Source organism: Fodinibius salsisoli (assembly GCF_026229185.1).
Taxonomy (GTDB): domain Bacteria; phylum Bacteroidota; class Rhodothermia; order Balneolales; family Balneolaceae; genus Fodinibius; species Fodinibius salsisoli.
Genome location: NZ_JAGGJA010000016.1, coordinates 53897 through 71767 on the forward strand (window position 1 = coordinate 53897; position 17871 = coordinate 71767).

The 17871-nt window shown below is 44.0% G+C and carries 16 protein-coding genes; 6 read left to right on the plus strand and 10 right to left on the minus strand.

Annotation, left to right across the window (positions count from 1 at the left end; genetic code table 11):
* Nucleotides 1-119 precede the first annotated feature (119 nt).
* A complete protein-coding gene (locus J6I44_RS17750; RefSeq protein ID WP_265767529.1) occupies nt 120-851 on the minus strand; it encodes a hypothetical protein in 732 nt (243 codons plus the stop codon).
* Between J6I44_RS17750 and J6I44_RS17755 the strand changes: the two genes are divergently transcribed.
* Both J6I44_RS17755 and J6I44_RS17760 read left to right on the plus strand, forming a co-directional pair.
* Nucleotides 836-1042 (plus strand): L-histidine N(alpha)-methyltransferase, encoded by a 207-nt coding sequence (locus J6I44_RS17755; protein WP_265767530.1) that lies wholly within the window; start codon nt 836-838, stop codon nt 1040-1042. The genes J6I44_RS17750 and J6I44_RS17755 overlap by 16 nt on opposite strands.
* Nucleotides 1043-1106: 64 nt before the next feature.
* Nucleotides 1107-1244, plus strand: coding sequence for a hypothetical protein (locus J6I44_RS17760; protein WP_265767531.1), 138 nt, complete (start codon nt 1107-1109; stop codon nt 1242-1244).
* A gap of 187 nt (nt 1245-1431) precedes the next feature.
* Here J6I44_RS17760 and ettA read toward each other — a convergent pair whose 3' ends face one another.
* Nucleotides 1432-3102, minus strand: coding sequence for an energy-dependent translational throttle protein EttA (gene ettA / locus J6I44_RS17765; RefSeq protein ID WP_265767532.1), 1671 nt, complete (start codon nt 3100-3102; stop codon nt 1432-1434).
* Between the two features lie 386 nt (nt 3103-3488).
* A complete protein-coding gene (locus J6I44_RS17770; protein ID WP_265767533.1) occupies nt 3489-3965 on the minus strand; it encodes a YehS family protein in 477 nt (158 codons plus the stop codon).
* A 1625-nt stretch (nt 3966-5590) separates the two neighbouring features.
* Between J6I44_RS17770 and J6I44_RS17775 the strand changes: the two genes are divergently transcribed.
* The gene (locus J6I44_RS17775; protein WP_265767534.1) at nt 5591-5989 is read left to right on the plus strand and encodes a hypothetical protein; all 399 of its coding nucleotides are present in this window, start codon (nt 5591-5593) and stop codon (nt 5987-5989) included.
* A gap of 639 nt (nt 5990-6628) precedes the next feature.
* Here J6I44_RS17775 and J6I44_RS17780 read toward each other — a convergent pair.
* Both J6I44_RS17780 and J6I44_RS17785 read right to left on the minus strand, forming a co-directional pair.
* A complete protein-coding gene (locus tag J6I44_RS17780) occupies nt 6629-8929 on the minus strand; it encodes a DUF2357 domain-containing protein (RefSeq protein ID WP_265767535.1) in 2301 nt (766 codons plus the stop codon).
* A 5-nt stretch (nt 8930-8934) separates the two neighbouring features.
* A complete protein-coding gene (locus J6I44_RS17785; RefSeq protein ID WP_265767536.1) occupies nt 8935-10782 on the minus strand; it encodes an MrcB family domain-containing protein in 1848 nt (615 codons plus the stop codon).
* A gap of 344 nt (nt 10783-11126) precedes the next feature.
* On the opposite strand from J6I44_RS17785, the gene J6I44_RS17790 reads away from it, so the two are divergent.
* Nucleotides 11127-11342 carry a hypothetical protein gene (locus J6I44_RS17790; protein WP_265767537.1) on the plus strand — a complete coding sequence of 72 codons (216 nt, stop codon included), beginning with the start codon at nt 11127-11129 and terminating at the stop codon, nt 11340-11342.
* Nucleotides 11343-11354: 12 nt separating this feature from the next.
* On the plus strand, nt 11355-11720 hold the full coding sequence (locus J6I44_RS17795) for a transposase (protein ID WP_265767538.1): 366 nt from the start codon (nt 11355-11357) through the stop codon (nt 11718-11720).
* A 302-nt stretch (nt 11721-12022) separates the two neighbouring features.
* Here J6I44_RS17795 and coaD read toward each other — a convergent pair whose 3' ends face one another.
* Together coaD and rsmD are read right to left on the minus strand one after the other, a co-directional pair.
* Nucleotides 12023-12535, minus strand: a complete 513-nt coding sequence (gene coaD, locus J6I44_RS17800; protein ID WP_265767539.1) for a pantetheine-phosphate adenylyltransferase — start codon at nt 12533-12535, stop codon at nt 12023-12025.
* Nucleotides 12536-13105: 570 nt separating this feature from the next.
* Complete coding sequence (gene rsmD / locus J6I44_RS17805; protein WP_265767540.1) at nt 13106-13660, minus strand: 16S rRNA (guanine(966)-N(2))-methyltransferase RsmD; 555 nt, start codon at nt 13658-13660, stop codon at nt 13106-13108.
* A gap of 872 nt (nt 13661-14532) precedes the next feature.
* On the opposite strand from rsmD, the gene J6I44_RS17810 reads away from it, so the two are divergent.
* Nucleotides 14533-14898 carry an endonuclease domain-containing protein gene (locus tag J6I44_RS17810; protein ID WP_265767541.1) on the plus strand — a complete coding sequence of 122 codons (366 nt, stop codon included), beginning with the start codon at nt 14533-14535 and terminating at the stop codon, nt 14896-14898.
* Between the two features lie 640 nt (nt 14899-15538).
* On the opposite strand, the gene J6I44_RS17815 is transcribed toward J6I44_RS17810, so the two are convergent.
* The 3 genes from J6I44_RS17815 to J6I44_RS17825 all read right to left on the minus strand — a co-directional run bounded on the left by J6I44_RS17815 (nt 15539) and on the right by J6I44_RS17825 (nt 17691).
* Complete coding sequence (locus tag J6I44_RS17815) at nt 15539-16402, minus strand: hypothetical protein (protein ID WP_265767542.1); 864 nt, start codon at nt 16400-16402, stop codon at nt 15539-15541.
* Nucleotides 16403-16408: 6 nt separating this feature from the next.
* The gene (locus J6I44_RS17820; RefSeq protein ID WP_265767543.1) at nt 16409-16888 is read right to left on the minus strand and encodes a hypothetical protein; all 480 of its coding nucleotides are present in this window, start codon (nt 16886-16888) and stop codon (nt 16409-16411) included.
* 143 nt (nt 16889-17031) lie between these two features.
* On the minus strand, nt 17032-17691 hold the full coding sequence (locus tag J6I44_RS17825) for a class I SAM-dependent methyltransferase (protein WP_265767544.1): 660 nt from the start codon (nt 17689-17691) through the stop codon (nt 17032-17034).
* Between the last annotated feature and the right edge of the window lie 180 nt (nt 17692-17871).

The following is a 17871-nucleotide window of genomic DNA, read 5'->3' on the forward strand; positions in this document are numbered from 1 at the left end:
GGCACACGCCTATGAGCTGGAGCAGCACTACAGGGCTCGCAGAAATGCCTACTGAAGAAGAGGAACCTGGCTTGGGCAATCTCCTGCTTAAAGAGTAAGAAAAGAGGAATAGCCGCTCGCTATGGAAGCCGGATTACCCGCTCAACGCCGCCCTCGCTGTGTTCGCAATAACGGGGAAATTTGTAGCCGTCATCCCGTTCTGTGCAAAAGGTAAAGTGGTAGAGTGTCGACCGGTCCACCACCATGTAGGTCTTAAAGGAGCGGTCGCCGAACGCCATTTTCAGGCGATTGCCCAGCTTTTCCACAAAGGCATCACAGAGGGTGGGCAGCAAGTCACCTTCGGAAAAGTTAACACCCTTGAAATAACCATATAACCGGTCGAGCTCCTCATAGTGGGCGGAGGATTTAAGCAGCTCCATAAGCTTGAACCGGTTGGCCAGAGCCTCGCTTTCCGAATCGCCTAGCAGCGGATAGTCATAGGTTCTTTTGACAAAGACGCCCCCGTCCATCTCCATAAATTCCGGTTTGAACTGTTCGATCAGCTCCGCAAAGTCATCGATAGTCAAGTTGGTGGTCGGTGGATTTTCGCGCTCCTGCTCAAGCTTTTCCTCCCATCGATCACTGGCAAGTGCAGAGGCCTCCATCGCACGGGTGCTCTCTTGCTCTACCCGCTTCCAGGCTTCCTTCCCGTTGATGAACTTGATATCATCCAGGATGATCTCTTCATCTATGTCGCCTGCACTAAGCGAAATCACACAGGTGGAGTCCTCCAGAAATGTCTGGATCACGGGCGTTTTGCGTACTTTCTTAAGGGCCGTCCGGACGGCGTAGCGAAATGCACCTCGTCTCAAAGAAAGAACAGACGGTGAACATTGAGGAAGAACAGTTTAAGTTGGAGGCCGGAGAATCCATCCACACCGAAAATTCGTATAAGTATTCTCTGGATGAGTTCCGGAAGCTGGTAGATAACTGGTTTTCAGTCGAGCAGGTATGGACCGATGACCAACAGCTGTTTTTACTTCAGCTTCTGCAGAAAAAATGATTTCTACTTGTCATCCCGGATGTACTTCAGGGTAGAAACAATAATTTAAACAAAGAAATACGCCATGGATATCTTTCGCCCCGATAAGGATGGATTCAGCCTCTTTTCTCCAAAAATGATGCTCTTCATTTTTGTAACCTCGCTTATCATCGGCTCTTTCTTTGTACAGATGAGTATGGGTATTTGTCCGGTGCCGCCCTAATTGGTCAAACGTCTACTTCGGGAAACATTACGATTAACGCTCAGGATGCAAATGCCCAGCAGCCAATCAATCAGAAACTAAAAATGAGAATTAGAAATGGTCTTAACCTAATTATATTGGCTAATACTCGTTGAGAGAATAATGGCATTTAATTCCTAATTCTACATTCTTAATTTTAAATTAAAACCTAATCTCTCATCAGCTTCTTGTATTTGATTCGCTCCGGATGGTACTTCGAGCCCAGCCGCTTTTCCCGGTTTTCTTCATACTCCGAATAGTTGCCATGGAACCAGTAGACCTGGCTGTTACCTTCAAACGCCAGCATGTGGGTGGCGATACGGTCGAGGAACCAGCGGTCGTGGGAAATGACTACCGCACATCCGGCGAAGTCCAGCAGGGCCTCTTCAAGGGCACGGAGAGTATGGACGTCCAGGTCGTTGGTAGGTTCGTCAAGGAGTAGTACATTGGCTTCCTCTTTCAGCATCTTGGCCAGGTGAACCCGGTTGCGTTCGCCCCCGGATATTTCGCTGCATCGTTTTTGCTGGTCGGTGCCGCTGAAATTAAAGCGTGCCGTATAGGCCCGTGAATTCATCTCCCGGTTGCCCAGCTTAATGGTATCTTTGCCGTCGGAAATCTCTTCCCAGATGGATTTATCCGGGTCCAGTGGACGCTTCTGGTTAACGTAGCCCAGCTCCACCGTATCGCCGAGCACAATATCTCCGCTGTCGGGCTCTTCCTCGCCGGTAATCATCTTGAAGAGCGTAGATTTACCCGCGCCATTGGGTCCGATGACGCCCACGATGCCTCCGGGCGGAAGACTGAAGTTCATATCTTCGATAAGCAGCCGGTCGCCATAGCTTTTGGATATATCCTGCGCTTCAATCACTTTGTCGCCCAGACGCGGGCCGGCCGGGATAAAGATCTCCATATCCTCCCGCTGCTTAGCCCGTTCCTCAGACAGCAGTTCATTATATTTGTTGATCCGCGCCTTACTCTTCGACCGTCGTCCCTTGGGATTCTGCTGAATCCACTCCAGCTCTTTCTGCAGCGTTTTCTGTCGCTTGGACTCCTGCTTCTCTTCCTGTGCCAGTCGTTTCCGCTTTTGATCGAGCCAGGAGCTGTAGTTGCCTTCAAAGGGGATGCCCTCGCCGCGATCCAGTTCGAGGATCCAGCCGGCTACATTATCCAGGAAATAACGGTCGTGCGTTACCGCGATGACGGTGCCTTCATAGCGCGCCAGGTGCTGTTCCAGCCAGGCCACCGATTCCGCATCCAGGTGGTTGGTAGGCTCATCCAGCAGCAACACGTCCGGCTTCTGGAGGAGCAGGCGGCAGAGCGCCACACGACGGGTCTCACCACCGGAAAGGACGTCCACCGAAGTATCGCCCGGGGGCGTCCGGAGGGCATCCATAGCCTGTTCCAATTTGCTGTCAAGGTTCCAGGCGTCGCGCTGTTCGATCTGCTCCTGCAGTCTTTCCTGCTTTTCGATAAGCTTCTCAAAGTCGGCATCCGGCTCGCCAAAAGCTGCGTTCACCTCCTCATATTCGTTCAGCAGGTCGATGGTTTCCTGCACGCCCTCCTCTACAATTTCTTTGACGGTCTTATCGGGATCCAGCTTCGGTTCCTGCGGAAGCATACCAAAGCTGATGCCTTTCTGACGGGATATTTCGCCGAGGTAATCCTCATCTTCGCCCGCGATGATACTGAGCAAAGTACTTTTACCAGAGCCGTTATTACCCAGCACCCCGATTTTAGCACCGTGAAAAAAGGAGAGGTAGATGTCTTTAAGTACATAGTTGTTGGGCTTGTAGACTTTACTGACCCCAACCATCGAAAAAATTATCTTTTGATCACTCACAGGAATCAATTACGAATTAAAAATGAAAAATTAAGAATTCAGGCGAGTTTAAAGGTAAGGAATTGTTTGGAATATCTAAGCCCTGAAAATAGCTATACAGAGGGCCTTGTAAAACCAATATATCTTGTCATTCTGAACTCGTTTCAGAATCTCATATGTTTTTGGGGGGATCTTAACCAAGATCCTGATAAGATACAGAAACAAGTTCAGCACCTGTTTAGGATGATAAGCTTAGCCTTGCAAAGGCCCCTAACCACCTAATACTACCCCAATTTTTTCATTGAAGAGTTTTACTGTAGCCTGAAATTAGTCACTCTTCCAGTAATGCTGAGCTAAGGATAAGCTATGGCTGGAGCGGACTGTATGAATAAAATAAGTTCAATTTTTCATTCTCCATTTTTAATTCGTTCAGTCAGTCCCTTTAAAAAGTATCGTAACACCTGGTCTCCGCACTCCCGGTAGTTCTTATGGCCCTCTCGACGAAACAGGGCACTCATTTCATGCTTGGAAAGGGAAAAGCCTCCACGTTCGAGGGTATCGTGCATATCTTTTTCACGCAGCTTGAAAGCAACCCGCAGTTTTTTGAGCACCATGTTGTTGGTGACGGGCGTTTTAATAGGATGGGGAGGATGCTCCTTGCTTTTGCCCCGCTTGTAGTAAATAAGTCCATCCAGGAAATGGGCCATCAGCAGGTGACTGCAATCCGCTTCTTTTTCATCCAACGGCTCATCCTGGTTCTTAAAGATGGCCGCTACCTCGCCGCGTTTGGGTTTATAGCCCCGGAGCTTCAGGATATGGGCGATCTCAATATCATTAAGATCCAGCATGTGGCGGATACTTTGGATTATATCATCATTTCTCATGTATTGTGGTACTTAAAGACAGTATTGCAGTTGATTTGACCAAAGGTACGGCATTTACAGCCGATGCAAAAACGGAATTACTATTGAATAGTGGTAATATTCTTATGATTTGCTTCCAAAACAATGCCGGATTCAGAACATTGACGGCTTCAAATTATAATGCAGCTCTGCACTCATCGGATGAGTATTTTTTGACCCATCCCACTACTACGTTAAAACTTCGTAGCGCATGCCGCCCCTTCCTTACGAGCAGGCCCTATGGAATGCCACGCTGTGGCCCTCCGATTCCTCGGAGGATTCCATGGGGCAGGGAAGGGAGATAATGATTCATCCTCTAATACAACCACCAGAGTCATTTCGAACAAAGCGTCAGCGGCGAGAGAAATCTTCTATTGTAAAGGGCTAGGTTCTTGTTCCATTTTTTCCATCAAGAATTCTGAAGGCTCGGAACCAGCAAAGCTGGGGAACCCAAAAAATTGACCGGCTGAGTAAATTATCGCTTCGATCCCTCCAGCTACGCTACAATCATTTAACTCATCGCTCGCGCTCTTCAAACAGGCTCGGGGTTAAACGCTTCGCTTTCGGTCTCTTGACCAGCGAAATTTACATTAGGCCGGGGCATACCCAAAAGTTCCTGTAGCTGAAAGAAGACCTCGTATTGATGAACTTTTCCTAACCTGAATCCTTAGAACCCTACCCCCCCAGTCTTTTCCAGCGTCAGCGAGAAATCTCCTATTGCTTAGCTGAGAAATAAAGAAGGATTCCGAGTGAGGCTGTCTAAAAAGATTTTACATCTACCTGGTCGCCTAACAAATTGAGGTTTTATCATTGTTGTTAACGGCTATAATTTCCCTGTCCCCCTTCGAAGGGGGAAACTCACGGTTCTTTTCCGTGAGTAGGGGGATGACTTATGGCATTAAACGTAAAGCGGGCTATTTATTGACATGAATGTTATCCATCCGGTCGCAAGTGTGTAACTTGTGGCAAGACAGGAGACAGCAAAAGGCGAAAGAAATTTATTACTTAATTTCTAAGCAATGCCATACTCTTATTACTATTTTTCAGTGATGAAAAAAGTAATCAAAAAACTCACCGGCTGAATAAATTCATGCTGCCGTTCGCTCCGCCTGCGCTAAAATCATTTAACTCAAGTTGCTCAAAAGCGGCAACTTTCAGACAGGAAATGATTTTCTACGCTTCGGCTTCAGTCACTTGTCCCAGCAGAATTTATATTAGGCCGGAGGGGTTAGAAGCTTGGCTGCCCCAAAATAATAAAAGGAGGGTTGTCTGGTCTGGATACCGGATACCAACTTTTGCTCCGTTAAAACCCCTCAGAAACTAAAATTGATCATCGAATCTGGCAATAAGCCCAGAAGTGAACTCAAGAGGGGGTATTTGGCCTAACTCCAATAAAAATAACCACCTTCGGAGATCCCATTGGGAGGTTCGGAGATCTCCTAACCAGTCAAAGAGATCTCCTTGGAAGGATATGCTTTCGCCCAACAAGGTTCGGACTTCGCTAAAGGAGATAACGAGATCTCGTAACGAGGTTGAGCCTTCTACCAGGGAGCCTGTGACTTCTCCCAGACAGCTTAGGAGATCTCTCAACAAGGTATGGACTTCTCATGATAAGCCAAGGACTTCGCCTAACCTTCTCCAGGGAAGTATGGAGAGGATTAGCACTGCTCCCAGGGAATGATCCAAGTCACCTCTCTTTATTTTTTGTGTTCCATTTTTTGGATGGCCAAATTCCGAAGTATCGGGACCAGGCAAGCTGGAATTCAAAAACTCACCGGCTGGTGGATTCTTCAGGTGCATGCCGGGCCGCGACCTCGGGAAAGAATGGAAATTCATCCTGGAGAACCGGGATTCAGACAACCATTCGTTCTGCTCCTCGTTGTTCACCGGCAACCCAGCACCTTCACAATCCTGAGGCCGGAGGTAATAATGCTTTTAAGGCTTTGGTTCAAAAGCAGAATAAATTGTCACTCAGAGCTCGGCGAGGAGCCTCAAATGTGGAATAAGCTAATCACTCATCGGATGAGTTCTTCTACCCGGGCTTCTGATCTCTTGGTTGTACCCTAAATCCCCTGAAAGGGCACTGCAATTTTCTACTCCTATCAAAAGCGACATGACCCACCGGAAGAATTTCTGTTTGACGAGGAGCTGCCTACAAACTGTGAGCAGCGGCAGACGAAGCTGTCAGCACCGAGGAGTTAAATTCTTCTTGACCTTTTACGAACCCCAGCTTGCTGATTCCGACTCTTCGGAAGGGTCAAGCCCCCGAATTCTCGGGGCACGGCAAAAGGTGGGTTAAACTATTTCTACCGACTGCTTGAATCATCATCAAGCAGTAGAGGGAATTTGTTTAAAGGATAAAGCCATACAGTGGAAAGGCTTTACAGATCTACGATCATAAAAAGGGAGGTATGATGGAGAAGACGATCAAGCAAATCGTTGATTACGCGGAAGGACGACTGACGGAGGAGGAAGCCATGGATCTCTGGGCCCACCTGCTCACCCAACCCGAGGACCTAAAGCTGCTGGAGTTTTATTTGGTGTACAAGGCGTACTTTTGGGGATGGAGTAAAATAATCAATTATACTGTTTTTTGGGTGTGCCAGGTACTGTTGCAGGGGAGAGCAGGACAGAGAAGAAGTGAGTTAATCTGTTGCTTTTGCTTTCATCAATTCAGTCAGCGATACACTAAATGGAAGTGCTGACCCTCTACCACTGCTATATTTAGATAACTGTGTGATATCCCATTCAACTTCTCTAAATGTATTTCTATTTACTTGAGTAACTTTAAAAACCAGATAATAATCTTGGCTTGGATTAGGATAATTCAAGTCGACAAGTTTTTGTTTAGAAAGTATTATAGGGGATTCTTTAATTTTTAAAAGTTTATCTGTAACAGTTTCCCCAAATGTGTGGAGAAGCAAAAATTTTGCCCCGGCTTCTTTCGTGCCAATTTTTAAAGCACCTCTATTATTTCCAGTTCTAGCATTATAAAGACCATGCTTTTTAATCCAGTCTAAATGACCTTTCCCTTTGTAAAAAGCTACCAAGACATTTGTTTTATCTGGTATTAATGACCTTTTTTGACCAAAATTCTCAGGGATTTTTTCCTCTAAAGAATCTCCGGGCTGTTCTTTATAAGTATCATATTTGTGAAATGATATTTCTTCTCTTTGAGAAGCTCTATTCAAGAAATGGCTAAGTACATCTTTTAGAAAATCTTTCAGATGTTGAGAACTGTCATCACTTTTTAAAGGACGAAGGGGAAAAGCACCAAGACCAGGGATAATTTCATGAAAGCCTTTTTTATTAAGATTCTTGTCACCTGGATATAAAACATAAGCGCCTCCTGTTCTCCTTATAGCATCTCTGTAGGCATGCATTTTTAACAGGTCAGCGCGCTTATATTTCCCTTCCTTTTCTTCTTGGTTTACCTTATCTAATTCTTGGTTCTTTTTTTTACTGTTTTGAATATTAGCGCTAAACAGATCGTCTAGATCTTTAACTTTATATTTTGCGTCAAAATGGATGTGTACTATTAATTCCTCTGCCTCTGCTTGACTTTCATTAATACCATGCGGCCATATGCTTAGTGTATAATCAGGACGCATATTGCTTGTCCAGCTGCCAGAATTAGGATAATCTTGATCTCCTGTAAAAGTCTTATTGAAACTAAATTGTATATTTAATTTGCGTGAATAAGTATTACAAATGCCTTTGATTGGGAAATATTTCCCCTGTTTTAATTTAAGATCAAGATTGCTCCCAGTTGCTTCGATTAACTTTTCAGCGGGCTTGGTTTTTATATCAAATACTTTTTCTATCGTATTTAATAGTTTAAAGAAAACCCAATACTCATAAAGCGATGCAACATCTTTCTTCCTTCCTTCATAAACATCATTACCTCCCTGCCATGTCAGTTGAGCTGCTAAATCAAACATCAGCCAAACCCTTAATATTTCTCTATAACCTCCTTTTCTTTGAAGAGTTGGACTGTTTAATGGAAGGATGTCAGGAGAAGATATCTCAGCAAAAAAATCATGATTAAGGTACTGTTCAATATTTAGTTCTATGTTTTCGGCCTCCATTTTTAGCCTATGTGTTTCTGGTGCGGCTTCTTTGAAGTCACTACAAATTTTAAGAAAAGACTTTAATGCATGTTTTATGAATCGATTTTCTGCTGTATCTATGGTTTCCTTTTTGCTGCTTGTGAGAACCTTTTCTGGTACTGATCCCAGCTTCCTCTTTTGAGGGTGGCTGTCAGGCAATCTAATTCTTTTTTCAGAACTAGAAATTTGATTGATAATGGAACGGGTGGGACGTCTTATAGATCGTATATCTCTTTTCTTATTTGTTTTTTCCCATTCTGAAGATGGCGTTTTGATTATCTTATAAACCGCTTGATCAAATTCATCCGACTCTAATATGGACTTAATGAATGCAAACCTTTGATAAAGTGTGGCCGCATCGGCGCTATAATCAATGGTGAATTGCTGGCTAACTGGAGATGAGTGTTGCATTAAGAGTTCTGTACTCCATTCAGTTATATACTCCAGCATTCTTCGATAATCAGTGCGATAGTTGGTTTTGATTGAGCGTACTTCAAGTTCTAAACAGCCGCATTGGGAACCATTGCTATCGCAGATATTCAATTTAAGAGTGCCGACATAAATGTTAGGTACAAGCCGGCCGCTGCTTGGATTAAATTTTGACTGCCTGATTATCCTTCCAGTATTGTCTATTTGATATTTATCTTCAACTTTATATTCATAGGTAGAGGCTTCATATAACTGAATGGGCGCTTCTCCGTATTCACGAGCTTCGGCTTCATCTACTTCTACAATTTTTTCTCCCGACTCGGATATAATACAAATGACAATGGTATTACCATTGTCCAGCTGTACTGGAATATCAAGTTTCTGATGATGTGTTTCTTTTGTAACCATACAAATTATGCTTCAGCAAAGCTTGTAAAGCCATTTTCCAATAACCTATTGTGCATTCTCACAATTTTCTCTAGGGAAATCGGATACTTTACATTGGCTGAATTATTAAAATCAAACTCGTACGGATTATCTAATATGTTATCAAGGCTGGCATCATCTTTAATGCATAAAGAAGCTAACACTCTTAAAATTGGCTCTAGCTTTCTGCGTGATCCATGTAGTTTTGGCAATATTTTTTGGACAATTACAATGTCTGTTATTTCTTGATTGCTCCAATCTTTAACTTTTCTACTTGCAATGCCTGCAAAGAGTTGTATCTCATGTGCCGAACGGTAGCCAAATTCAGCTCCGACTTTCTTTAATTCATTAAAAAAGTTGATTAGTTCAGTATTTAGCTCCTCTTTTATAATAGAACTGTCAGCAGGTGTATTGGCAATTTGTATAAATTTTGTAGCTAATGACGCTCCCATTCTTTTAATGGAATCTATATCCACATCCTGTGGTTCTTGAAGAAAATTTTCAAGTTCATCTGATGTAACCCTAAATTCTATTACATTTGCCCTATCTAGAACCTTTGGGCTGAACATATAGGTAGTTTCATCAATATTTACCGTACCAATCACGAATAGATTATCTGGGATATCAATGGTTGGTGGAACACCTTCCCAATCGTCTTTTCCAGAATGTAATTTTATTTCATCTCCTGATTCCATCGCACTTAAAAAATCTGCGAAATAACGTTCTACATGACTTAAATTCATTTCATCTAAGATCAAAAAGAAAGGTTTATTCCTGTTGTCAGAGGCTTTTATTATTAAGTCAAGAATGCCACTATCAGGTTTTTCGTAACCGTTATCTTTAAGAGCATTAGGATAGCCTAGCAAAGGCTCTCGATTAGTCCAGTCTGCTCCAACAGGTACGATGCATATTTGCTCATCATCCTCAGAAATCCATTTCGAGAACGCTTGAGCAATTTTTGTTTTACCAGATCCGGATAAGCCGGTTAAAATTATAAAAGGTTTAGTACATAAAGAATAAATAAAACGATTACATAATTTTTGACTGTAATTGAGATTAGCTGATTTACAATCGTTCACAAAGTCTGATAAATTCAGGTTGTTATTATTTCTTCTTGGGAAATCACCTGCTAAGAACTCTTTGTAATATTTGACCAATTTATTGAGGTCTTCATGTATTTTCTTTTTAGAAAATTCATGATTCAAGTCATAGTAGGAATACACGAATGAAGAACCATATCTAAAAGGTTCCCCCCAATTCTTTTCAGAAAAAAGTTCTTCAATAGATTTAGGGTTGTCTAAATCCCAATTAATATTAGGTTCATTAGTTTCGCTAACTCCATAGGCTAAGACCAGAATCTTTTTTTTCTTATAGTATAAGAAAACGGGGTAAATACCCTTACTGGTAGATTGATCGGAACCTAAAAAAGAAATCCAAGGAACATGGGTTGGAGTTCCTTGACCAAAACTAACTTTTACAGTTAACCCTCTAAATTCGTTTCTGTATTTTGAAGTTTTTAGACTACCAGTAAGTGCTTGGTCAATATATGCTTCAAGAGTAGGAATAAAATTTTCATCTTCTTCTTTTTTGTCCTGAATTTTGAAACCTTTATCCCGAAGAATTTTAAAAGGTTTTTTAGTGGAATTACCAAAATCACTTAATAAAAGCTCATCGCCACCATCTAGTTTATTAGCTTCAGACAAAACAAGAATTGGAGGATATCGTTTGCCATCATGTACTAAATCATATTTATAAGAGTTTCTTCCGGTTAGAAGATTAGGATTTTCATCAATCTGTTGGATAGCTTTTTGTATTTGTTCTTTAGTAAAATCCATTTTCAAATGTTATTAGATGAGAATGCTTTAACCATTAGTACATCTTTCATGTCCCCTAATCAAAAGGATTATACCTATCTTTCAAGCCAAAATCAGGTATCCATTTTGGCTGTATTTATATCAGGCCCAGGGATCTATAGGGAATATTCAAGTGGGGTACAATTTTGGGAGCAGAGCTTCCTTTAAACGTAGGAGAGATGCTTCGGCCACGTGTTCGGGTACGAAGGAGGAGAGGTCGCCGCCCCGGTAACCTATCTTGTTCATCATTTGGATTTAGTGCCGGAGGTGTTTTAATATATCGTCACTAACGCATCAGAAAGAGAGACGGTAATACTGATATTATTATGAATTACGATCCGAAAAAACATAACCGCCGGTCGCTACGTCTTAAGGGATACGATTATTCATCTCCGGGGTTGTATTTTGTGACGATCTGCACCTATGATCGAAGATGTCTTTTTGGAGAGGTTGCCAATGGTAACATGGTATTGAATAAATGGGGTAAGATTGCCCGGGATGAATGGCGACGTACCGAATCCATCCGGGATAATGCGGTATAGGATGCCTTTGTGATGATGCCTAACCATCTGCACGGTATTGTACAAATCATTGATACTGATAATAACGCAGGGGCATATCGCGATACGTCCCTGCTACACAATACGTCTGCCCATAATAACAATGACAAGCAACAACCCGAATTTCGATCACCGTCCAAAACATTAGGAGCCATCGTCCGTGGGTATAAATCCGCGGTAACCACCAAAATAAATAAAAAACGGAACGTATCCGGCCGGAAGGTATGGCAACGCAATGATCATGACCATATCATCCGGGATGAGAAGTCACTGGAACGTATTCGTTATTATATCCGTGCTAACCCCAGCCAATGGGAGGAAGATCAAAAGAATCCACAAGATTTTGACACCATAGAATAGAGGTCTTTGCAAAACCGAATATTCACTCTTCGACTTCATTCGCTCCGATATAATTCGGGCTCATTGCGCTCAGACTGACGTCATATTGAGCGCAGCGAAGCGTAGTCGAAATGTGTACCAGTATTTCAAAGTCCTCTTCTAAATTTAGTTTTGACAGTCAGGGACTATGAAATTTCTTCTCAAAAGCCCCTCTTATATCATAGGAGGGGCGCCGACGCCCCACGTAGCAAGTACTTCGGCGCAGTGGGCCTTTTAGCGACGTAGCGGTTTGGGGAGGTCAGAATAACAGCATTTCAACGTTTTTACCCTTCCTCGGCTTCGCGCTGCTCTTCAAACTTGGCTGTGAGGGCTTCAGCTACGTGTTCGGGCACGAAGGAGGAGAGATCGCCGCCCCAGTAGCCGACTTCTTTCACCAAAGAGGCGGAGATGAAGGTGAGCTGCTCGTTGGGCATCAGGAAGACGGTATCCACTTCGGGGGCCAGCCGCCGGTTGGTGAGGGCCATGCGGAATTCGTACTCAAAGTCGGAGATCTGGCGGACGCCCCGAACCAGGGTCTGGGCGTTCTTCTCTTTGGCGAAATCTACCAACAGGCCGGTAAACTGCTGGATCTCTACCCGCTCGGCCCACTCCTTGCCTTCCACACACGTCCGGATCAGCGCCTCTCGTTCATCACCGGTAAAGACGGTCTCTTTGTTTTTGTTTACGGCAATGGTGACGATGACGGTATCAAAGAGGTCGGTGGCACGCTCGAGGATATCAAGGTGTCCATAGGTGATGGGGTCGAAGGAGCCCGGATAGAGTGCTAATGTTTTCATGTAGTTATGCTTGGTTATTGGTATCGTCGTTAATGTGTTTACCGGTCATAGAATATATCGGATCTAAATTTATAAGATCAATCCTCCTGTCCTTGTGGAATGGAGCTCAATTCCACGGGGCCTGTCCTTACCGACAGTAGTCGGGACAGGCTTTGGAGCCGTGACCGCCTGCCGGCGGTAAGAGGGATTTAGCCAGCTCTACGAAGTTTTAACGTAGTAGAGGGAGATTGACTACTCCTAATAGTTCTTAAACCTTTATTTACAACCAGTAAACGGGTTAGTAGTTAGTTGTTATTCGTGCTTCCCTGATAACCAATAACAAATAACTATTAACTAACAGGAGATGCAAGATCTGTCGGGATTTTGAAATACGGCTCATCAATATCCGGAGGATTGAAATTTATACGTTGAGGGATTAAACCGTAGCCTTTTGGGCCAACCACCCCTGGCCCCTCCCCCTCCTTTATAAGGAGGGGAAAAGTTATAACTTGGAGTTTCTCCCCTTATGAAGGGGAGATCAAAGAGGGGTTGGATGATCATAAAAGCCATATTTCATATCTCAAAACAGGTTTAAAACTTAATTCCTGCTTCATCCAGAAAGATACTGACGTAAGTGCGCCCGTACTCTCGGACATAGGCGCAATGGGGATGGTCGTTAAAGTCGTGCCGTTTGTCGTGCTCGACGATCAGCCATCCGTGTTCGGCCATCCAGCCGTCGTTGATGATAATGTTGATCATTTCTTCCATCTGGGGATAGTCGTAGGGCGGATCGGCAAAGATGATATCGTAGGGCAGGGCCAGTCCGTCTAAAAAGTCTTCAACCCGTGCGGGGGTGGTGCGTACCTGGTCGGAAAGGTCAAACTCTTCGGCTACCTTTTCGATATGTTGGATGTTGCGCCGGTCGCTGTCTACGAAAAGCACGCTTTTAGCGCCCCGGGAGAGGGCCTCGATACCGAGGTTGCCGGATCCCCCGAAGAGGTCAAGCACTTTGGCCCCACGGATGTATTTGCGGGCGTCGAGGGTGGAAAAGAGTCCTTCTTTGACGCGGTCGGTGGTGGGACGCACGTTAAGGGTATTGGGTATGTGGATGCGTCGTCCTTTTAAAATACCGGTGATGATGCGCATAAATCAGTGATCCATTAAATGTGCGGTCTTATTTTACTACGGTAAAGGTAAGAAAAATAATTGGGCGGAGCGTACTTTCCATGACCCCACCCCCGATAGCCTGCTCCGAGACTTCGGAGAGTGGGTCAAAATAAAGGCCCATTTTTTTATAATTGGATCTCCGGATAGAGTTTTGTAGCAATTTGAACAGCTTAGCTTCGTATAAAGCTTATGATGACCCTCTTTTGATTTCTCCCTACTCGGTAGGGAGAAAAACTCATTTATATAGCGTGGTGCACGATTAGTTAGTAAGGCGTCCCTCTTCCTGGTCCCAGGGAGAGGGCGGGTGTGGGTCAATATAATGGATCTGCTATATTTCGGTGGACGATCGGTTAAGTCGTAGATGGCGGATGACCTCTTTTTGTTTTTCCTCTGCGGACAGGGGAAAAGACTCCTTAAAATAAAATTGAGTACTTAAATGAATAAAGCGTTTCCCTCCCTGGTTTCAGGGAGGGATCAAAGCCTGCTCCGAGACTTCGGAGGGTGGGTCACAAATAGAGATCTATTTTTTCATAAAATGTGGTTTTAGGAGAAGGCTTGGTATTCAATAGTATGCAAGTAATTGCAATGGGGCTGTTTAAAATTCTCCCTTTGTTAAGGGGGGAATGGTATAGCTGCGAGGGTTAAAAAATGAGGTCAAGCACAGATAGTCTCCCTTAAAAAAGGGAGTCCCCGAGAATTCGGGAGAGGGTTGTACTTAAACCGTAGCGTTCTTCTGTTGATTTGGCTTCAAAAGTTTTTCTTGAACTTTTCCGAAGTAATGGGATCAGGAGGTAGGTTGTATTTTCTTCAATATTAATTATACTTAAAAAAGAAATTATACAAGAGAGCCAATGAAAATTTACTACAACCCCAAATTAAAGTCGATTGCCCGAGCTCTTAGGAAAAATGCTACGCTGGCAGAGGTACTCCTATGGAACAAACTAAAAGCACGAAAAATGATGGGATACCAATTCATGCGTCAAAAGCCCATCGGAAATTATATTGTTGACTTCTATTGTCCTAAACCAAAACTGGTCATTGAGATAGATGGGGAAAGCCACAGGTATAAATTAACGGAAGATGTTGAACGACAAGAATGGCTTGAAAATTTGGGGCTTACCGTATTGAGGTTTGATGATCGGGAAGTCAAAAAAGATATGGACAATGTGCTTTATAGCATCAAGAGTTGGCTTCAACTGAATATGTCAGCTAAATAAAATACTCTCCGCAGTTATAAAATTATGGCTAAAGGCTTTAAGTAATCGGGCTGGCAAGAAAAATTCTCCCTTAGCAAAGGGAGTGCCGCGCAGCGGGAGGGTTGTGTTTAGCACTACGTGAGATAACAACCCCCACCCTGCAAGCAGGGCACCCCCTTTGCTAAGGGGGAATATAAAACTGCAAGGTTTATGTAATGAGATTAGTTCAATATCCTTCGATCTGAAAAGTTTGGCTTTATGCCTTCTTGATACCTTTTTAATTCTTTGAGTACCCCTTTTTTTCCTCCCTGATATTTTCAATCACCGGCTGTCATTCTGAGCGGTCCCGACAACTGTCGGGAGAAGTCGAAGAATCTCCTTGAATACAGAACTAACGTTTAAAGGAATAAACCGCAGTACCTACGCGAGCCTCGTGGCGGGAGATACTTCGGCTCCGGTCGCATTTGCTTTCTACGCTCAGTATGACGCTGCTTTAAATGGCAGGGAAGAATCAAAGCCTGCTCCGCGAGTGACCCCATCTTATTCTTCCCCTACTTCGCAGGGGAAGAAACTCATTGATATAGCATGGCGCATTAAATTAGTAAGGAGTTTCCTCTCTAATTTTAGGGAGGGATCAAGGGTGGGTCACAAAAAGAACGCCTTAATCATAATCCAATGCCAGCATCATCGCCGGGAAGGCTTTTTCAAGGCTAAAGCCATAGGTTGCTTCATCGGCATTAACCTGGATTTTTTCCAGGCTGTCCATCTTGGTGATGGTGCCGGTGTCGTCCCAAAAAGGCTCCAGTATATCCACAATATGAAAAGTCTCGCTGCCGTAGAGGTACGTCTGCTCATGCAGCCCGCCCATCCAGCTCAGCTCTTGGGTGTGTTGCAGCCAAAAGTAAGGCAGGTCCTGGATGTCGTCGAAGGTGATGTAGGTGGCGCCCCGCAGTTTTCCTAAAATAAAGGAAGCAATGCTGATGCAGTTCTTAAAGCAGCCGATCGTCATAAAAGATCCGCCGGGATTGGCGTGCTGTATCCATCGGCTTCCGATTTCGAAATCACTGATCAGTTCGGTGGTGGCCGTTTCGGGAGCCAGCTTTTGGGCGGCCTGCTGAAAAGATTTATTGCGCAGCAACAGGAACTTATACTCCTGGTTGCTGAGGGTGTACCAAGTGGCCTGGATTTGGCTGCGGTCGGTACCACTCATCAAAATCTTGATGTGCCGCTCTCGTTCGTCGGCATTGTCATACACAATTTTGGGGACGATCGTCCAGCATTCACGGGAAGGCATCGTATGCAGCCGCAGGTGACGAATATTGTATTCGTCTTTGAGTTGCTTAACGGTCTGTTGAATGCCTCGAAAATGCTTGTCGGATTCATCCCAAAGCATTTCCGAGACATCAGCGTTGAAATCGTACGATCCTATGCGGGTAAAGGTAGCATCTGTACCCGGCTGATTGACCGCGTAAAAAAGTTGATGGTCAAATAAACAAAGCCCTAAAATGGGGGGTTGTTGCTCCATGTGCCATTATTCCCAACTGGCTGCATTCAGTTCGGTTGTATTTTCAAGAGATCCGATCTTGTCTTCAGTATCAGGATCTTTTAACAGGTAAATAGGTGGACGCAGTGTATCATTCAGGCTGTATTCGAATCTGGAATGAGGCGGCCGCGGTGAGTAGATAAGCGAATCCACGTTAAACTGCTTGGTGGAATCCATCGGCTGGAACAGAGAGTCTGCCTGGATCTTCATGAGTGAGTCGGTCTTTATAAAGCTTACTAAGGTATCAAGACCACCTTCGGAAGGGGGAAAGCTGTCGGTTTGACTTTCGTACTGAATAAGAGCATCCCGAATAGTTCCCATGTTATAACGGACGCGTTCCGTCATCTGCTCCCGATCTATTACTGCCTGATAGGGATCTACAATTGAGCGATATAGCCAGTAGCCCAATCCGATAATAATAATTCCTAATACTATACTTATTAATCGATTACGCTGGTCAACAGTCATGTGGCGATGGATATAAAATTATTGTGTTTAGCGAAATTATGACTTTGAAAATACATGCCGGCATATTGATATGCAACTGTAACTAAAAAAAGCTGTTCGCCTTAGCGGATCATCCGTGCATCCGATTTTATATAAGAAAAATACTAACTGGTATAAAGGTGATAAATTTTTTCGACAAAATGGGATGATAATCCGCGTTGCTGGAATTTCTGTACCTCAGCAAGCCTCGACTCTTCTTGTAACAGACGAATAGTAAAATGGTTCCCAAATAGTGTTTGAACCTCACTTAACGGCACAGAAAAGGGCGGGCCGTTCATCTCTTCTTGTTCATATTCAAAAGTTTGAAGAAAAAGCTGGGTGTGCGAACCGCATAGCTGCAGCAGCTTGTGCGCATATTGAGGTCTTGTATCAGGGGGCAGCGCCACTAACGAGGCTTTATCATAAATGGCGTCAAGAGGGCCTGTGGCCTGTGTGGGTAAGGATAAAAAATTTCCCTGCCAGAGCGTTATCGAGGGAGACTCAAAAATGGGGTAGCCGTATCGTTCTGTGCGCGTAAACGATTCCGGGGAGTGGGCTATAAATTCTTTAATTGCTTTACCGGAAGCTTCAACACCGACCACCTTATGCCCCAGGTCGGCCAGCCACTGCAGGTCCGGGCTTTTGCCGCACAGTGGAACCAAGACGGTTGTGCCTTCTGCAAGAGCAAGCGCTGACCAGAAGGCAGTAAGTGGAGGAAAAACGTGATCCATATGCCATCCAATATTCCCTTTGCGCCATCGACTTTTCCAGTAACTAATTTCCATGGGTACTACCTCTTTGTTCAATTTTACTGCTAAGATAATAGGAATAAAACCAAGAGTATATAAATAATGGTTCAGATACTTATTATCTTTATTTAGCTGTTAATGTGTTAAGTTTGGTTTGTTGGGAATAGTTCATCATTAGATATCAGATGTGGTCGTTGATTATTAGATCAGCTGAAA

What these genes read in the sequence shown, in the direction of transcription:
- J6I44_RS17755 (WP_265767530.1), top strand. Translation starts at nt 836, where the DNA reads ATGCACCTCGTCTCAAAGAAAGAACAGACGGTGAACATTGAGGAAGAA.
- J6I44_RS17760 (WP_265767531.1), top strand. Translation starts at nt 1,107, where the DNA reads ATGGATATCTTTCGCCCCGATAAGGATGGATTCAGCCTCTTTTCTCCA.
- J6I44_RS17770 (WP_265767533.1), bottom strand. Translation starts at nt 3,965, where the DNA reads ATGAGAAATGATGATATAATCCAAAGTATCCGCCACATGCTGGATCTT.
- J6I44_RS17775 (WP_265767534.1), top strand. Translation starts at nt 5,591, where the DNA reads ATGATAAGCCAAGGACTTCGCCTAACCTTCTCCAGGGAAGTATGGAGA.
- J6I44_RS17780 (WP_265767535.1), bottom strand. Translation starts at nt 8,929, where the DNA reads ATGGTTACAAAAGAAACACATCATCAGAAACTTGATATTCCAGTACAG.
- J6I44_RS17785 (WP_265767536.1), bottom strand. Translation starts at nt 10,782, where the DNA reads ATGGATTTTACTAAAGAACAAATACAAAAAGCTATCCAACAGATTGAT.
- J6I44_RS17790 (WP_265767537.1), top strand. Translation starts at nt 11,127, where the DNA reads ATGAATTACGATCCGAAAAAACATAACCGCCGGTCGCTACGTCTTAAG.
- J6I44_RS17795 (WP_265767538.1), top strand. Translation starts at nt 11,355, where the DNA reads ATGATGCCTAACCATCTGCACGGTATTGTACAAATCATTGATACTGAT.
- coaD (WP_265767539.1), bottom strand. Translation starts at nt 12,535, where the DNA reads ATGAAAACATTAGCACTCTATCCGGGCTCCTTCGACCCCATCACCTAT.
- rsmD (WP_265767540.1), bottom strand. Translation starts at nt 13,660, where the DNA reads ATGCGCATCATCACCGGTATTTTAAAAGGACGACGCATCCACATACCC.
- J6I44_RS17810 (WP_265767541.1), top strand. Translation starts at nt 14,533, where the DNA reads ATGAAAATTTACTACAACCCCAAATTAAAGTCGATTGCCCGAGCTCTT.
- J6I44_RS17815 (WP_265767542.1), bottom strand. Translation starts at nt 16,402, where the DNA reads ATGGAGCAACAACCCCCCATTTTAGGGCTTTGTTTATTTGACCATCAA.
- J6I44_RS17820 (WP_265767543.1), bottom strand. Translation starts at nt 16,888, where the DNA reads ATGACTGTTGACCAGCGTAATCGATTAATAAGTATAGTATTAGGAATT.
- J6I44_RS17825 (WP_265767544.1), bottom strand. Translation starts at nt 17,691, where the DNA reads ATGGAAATTAGTTACTGGAAAAGTCGATGGCGCAAAGGGAATATTGGA.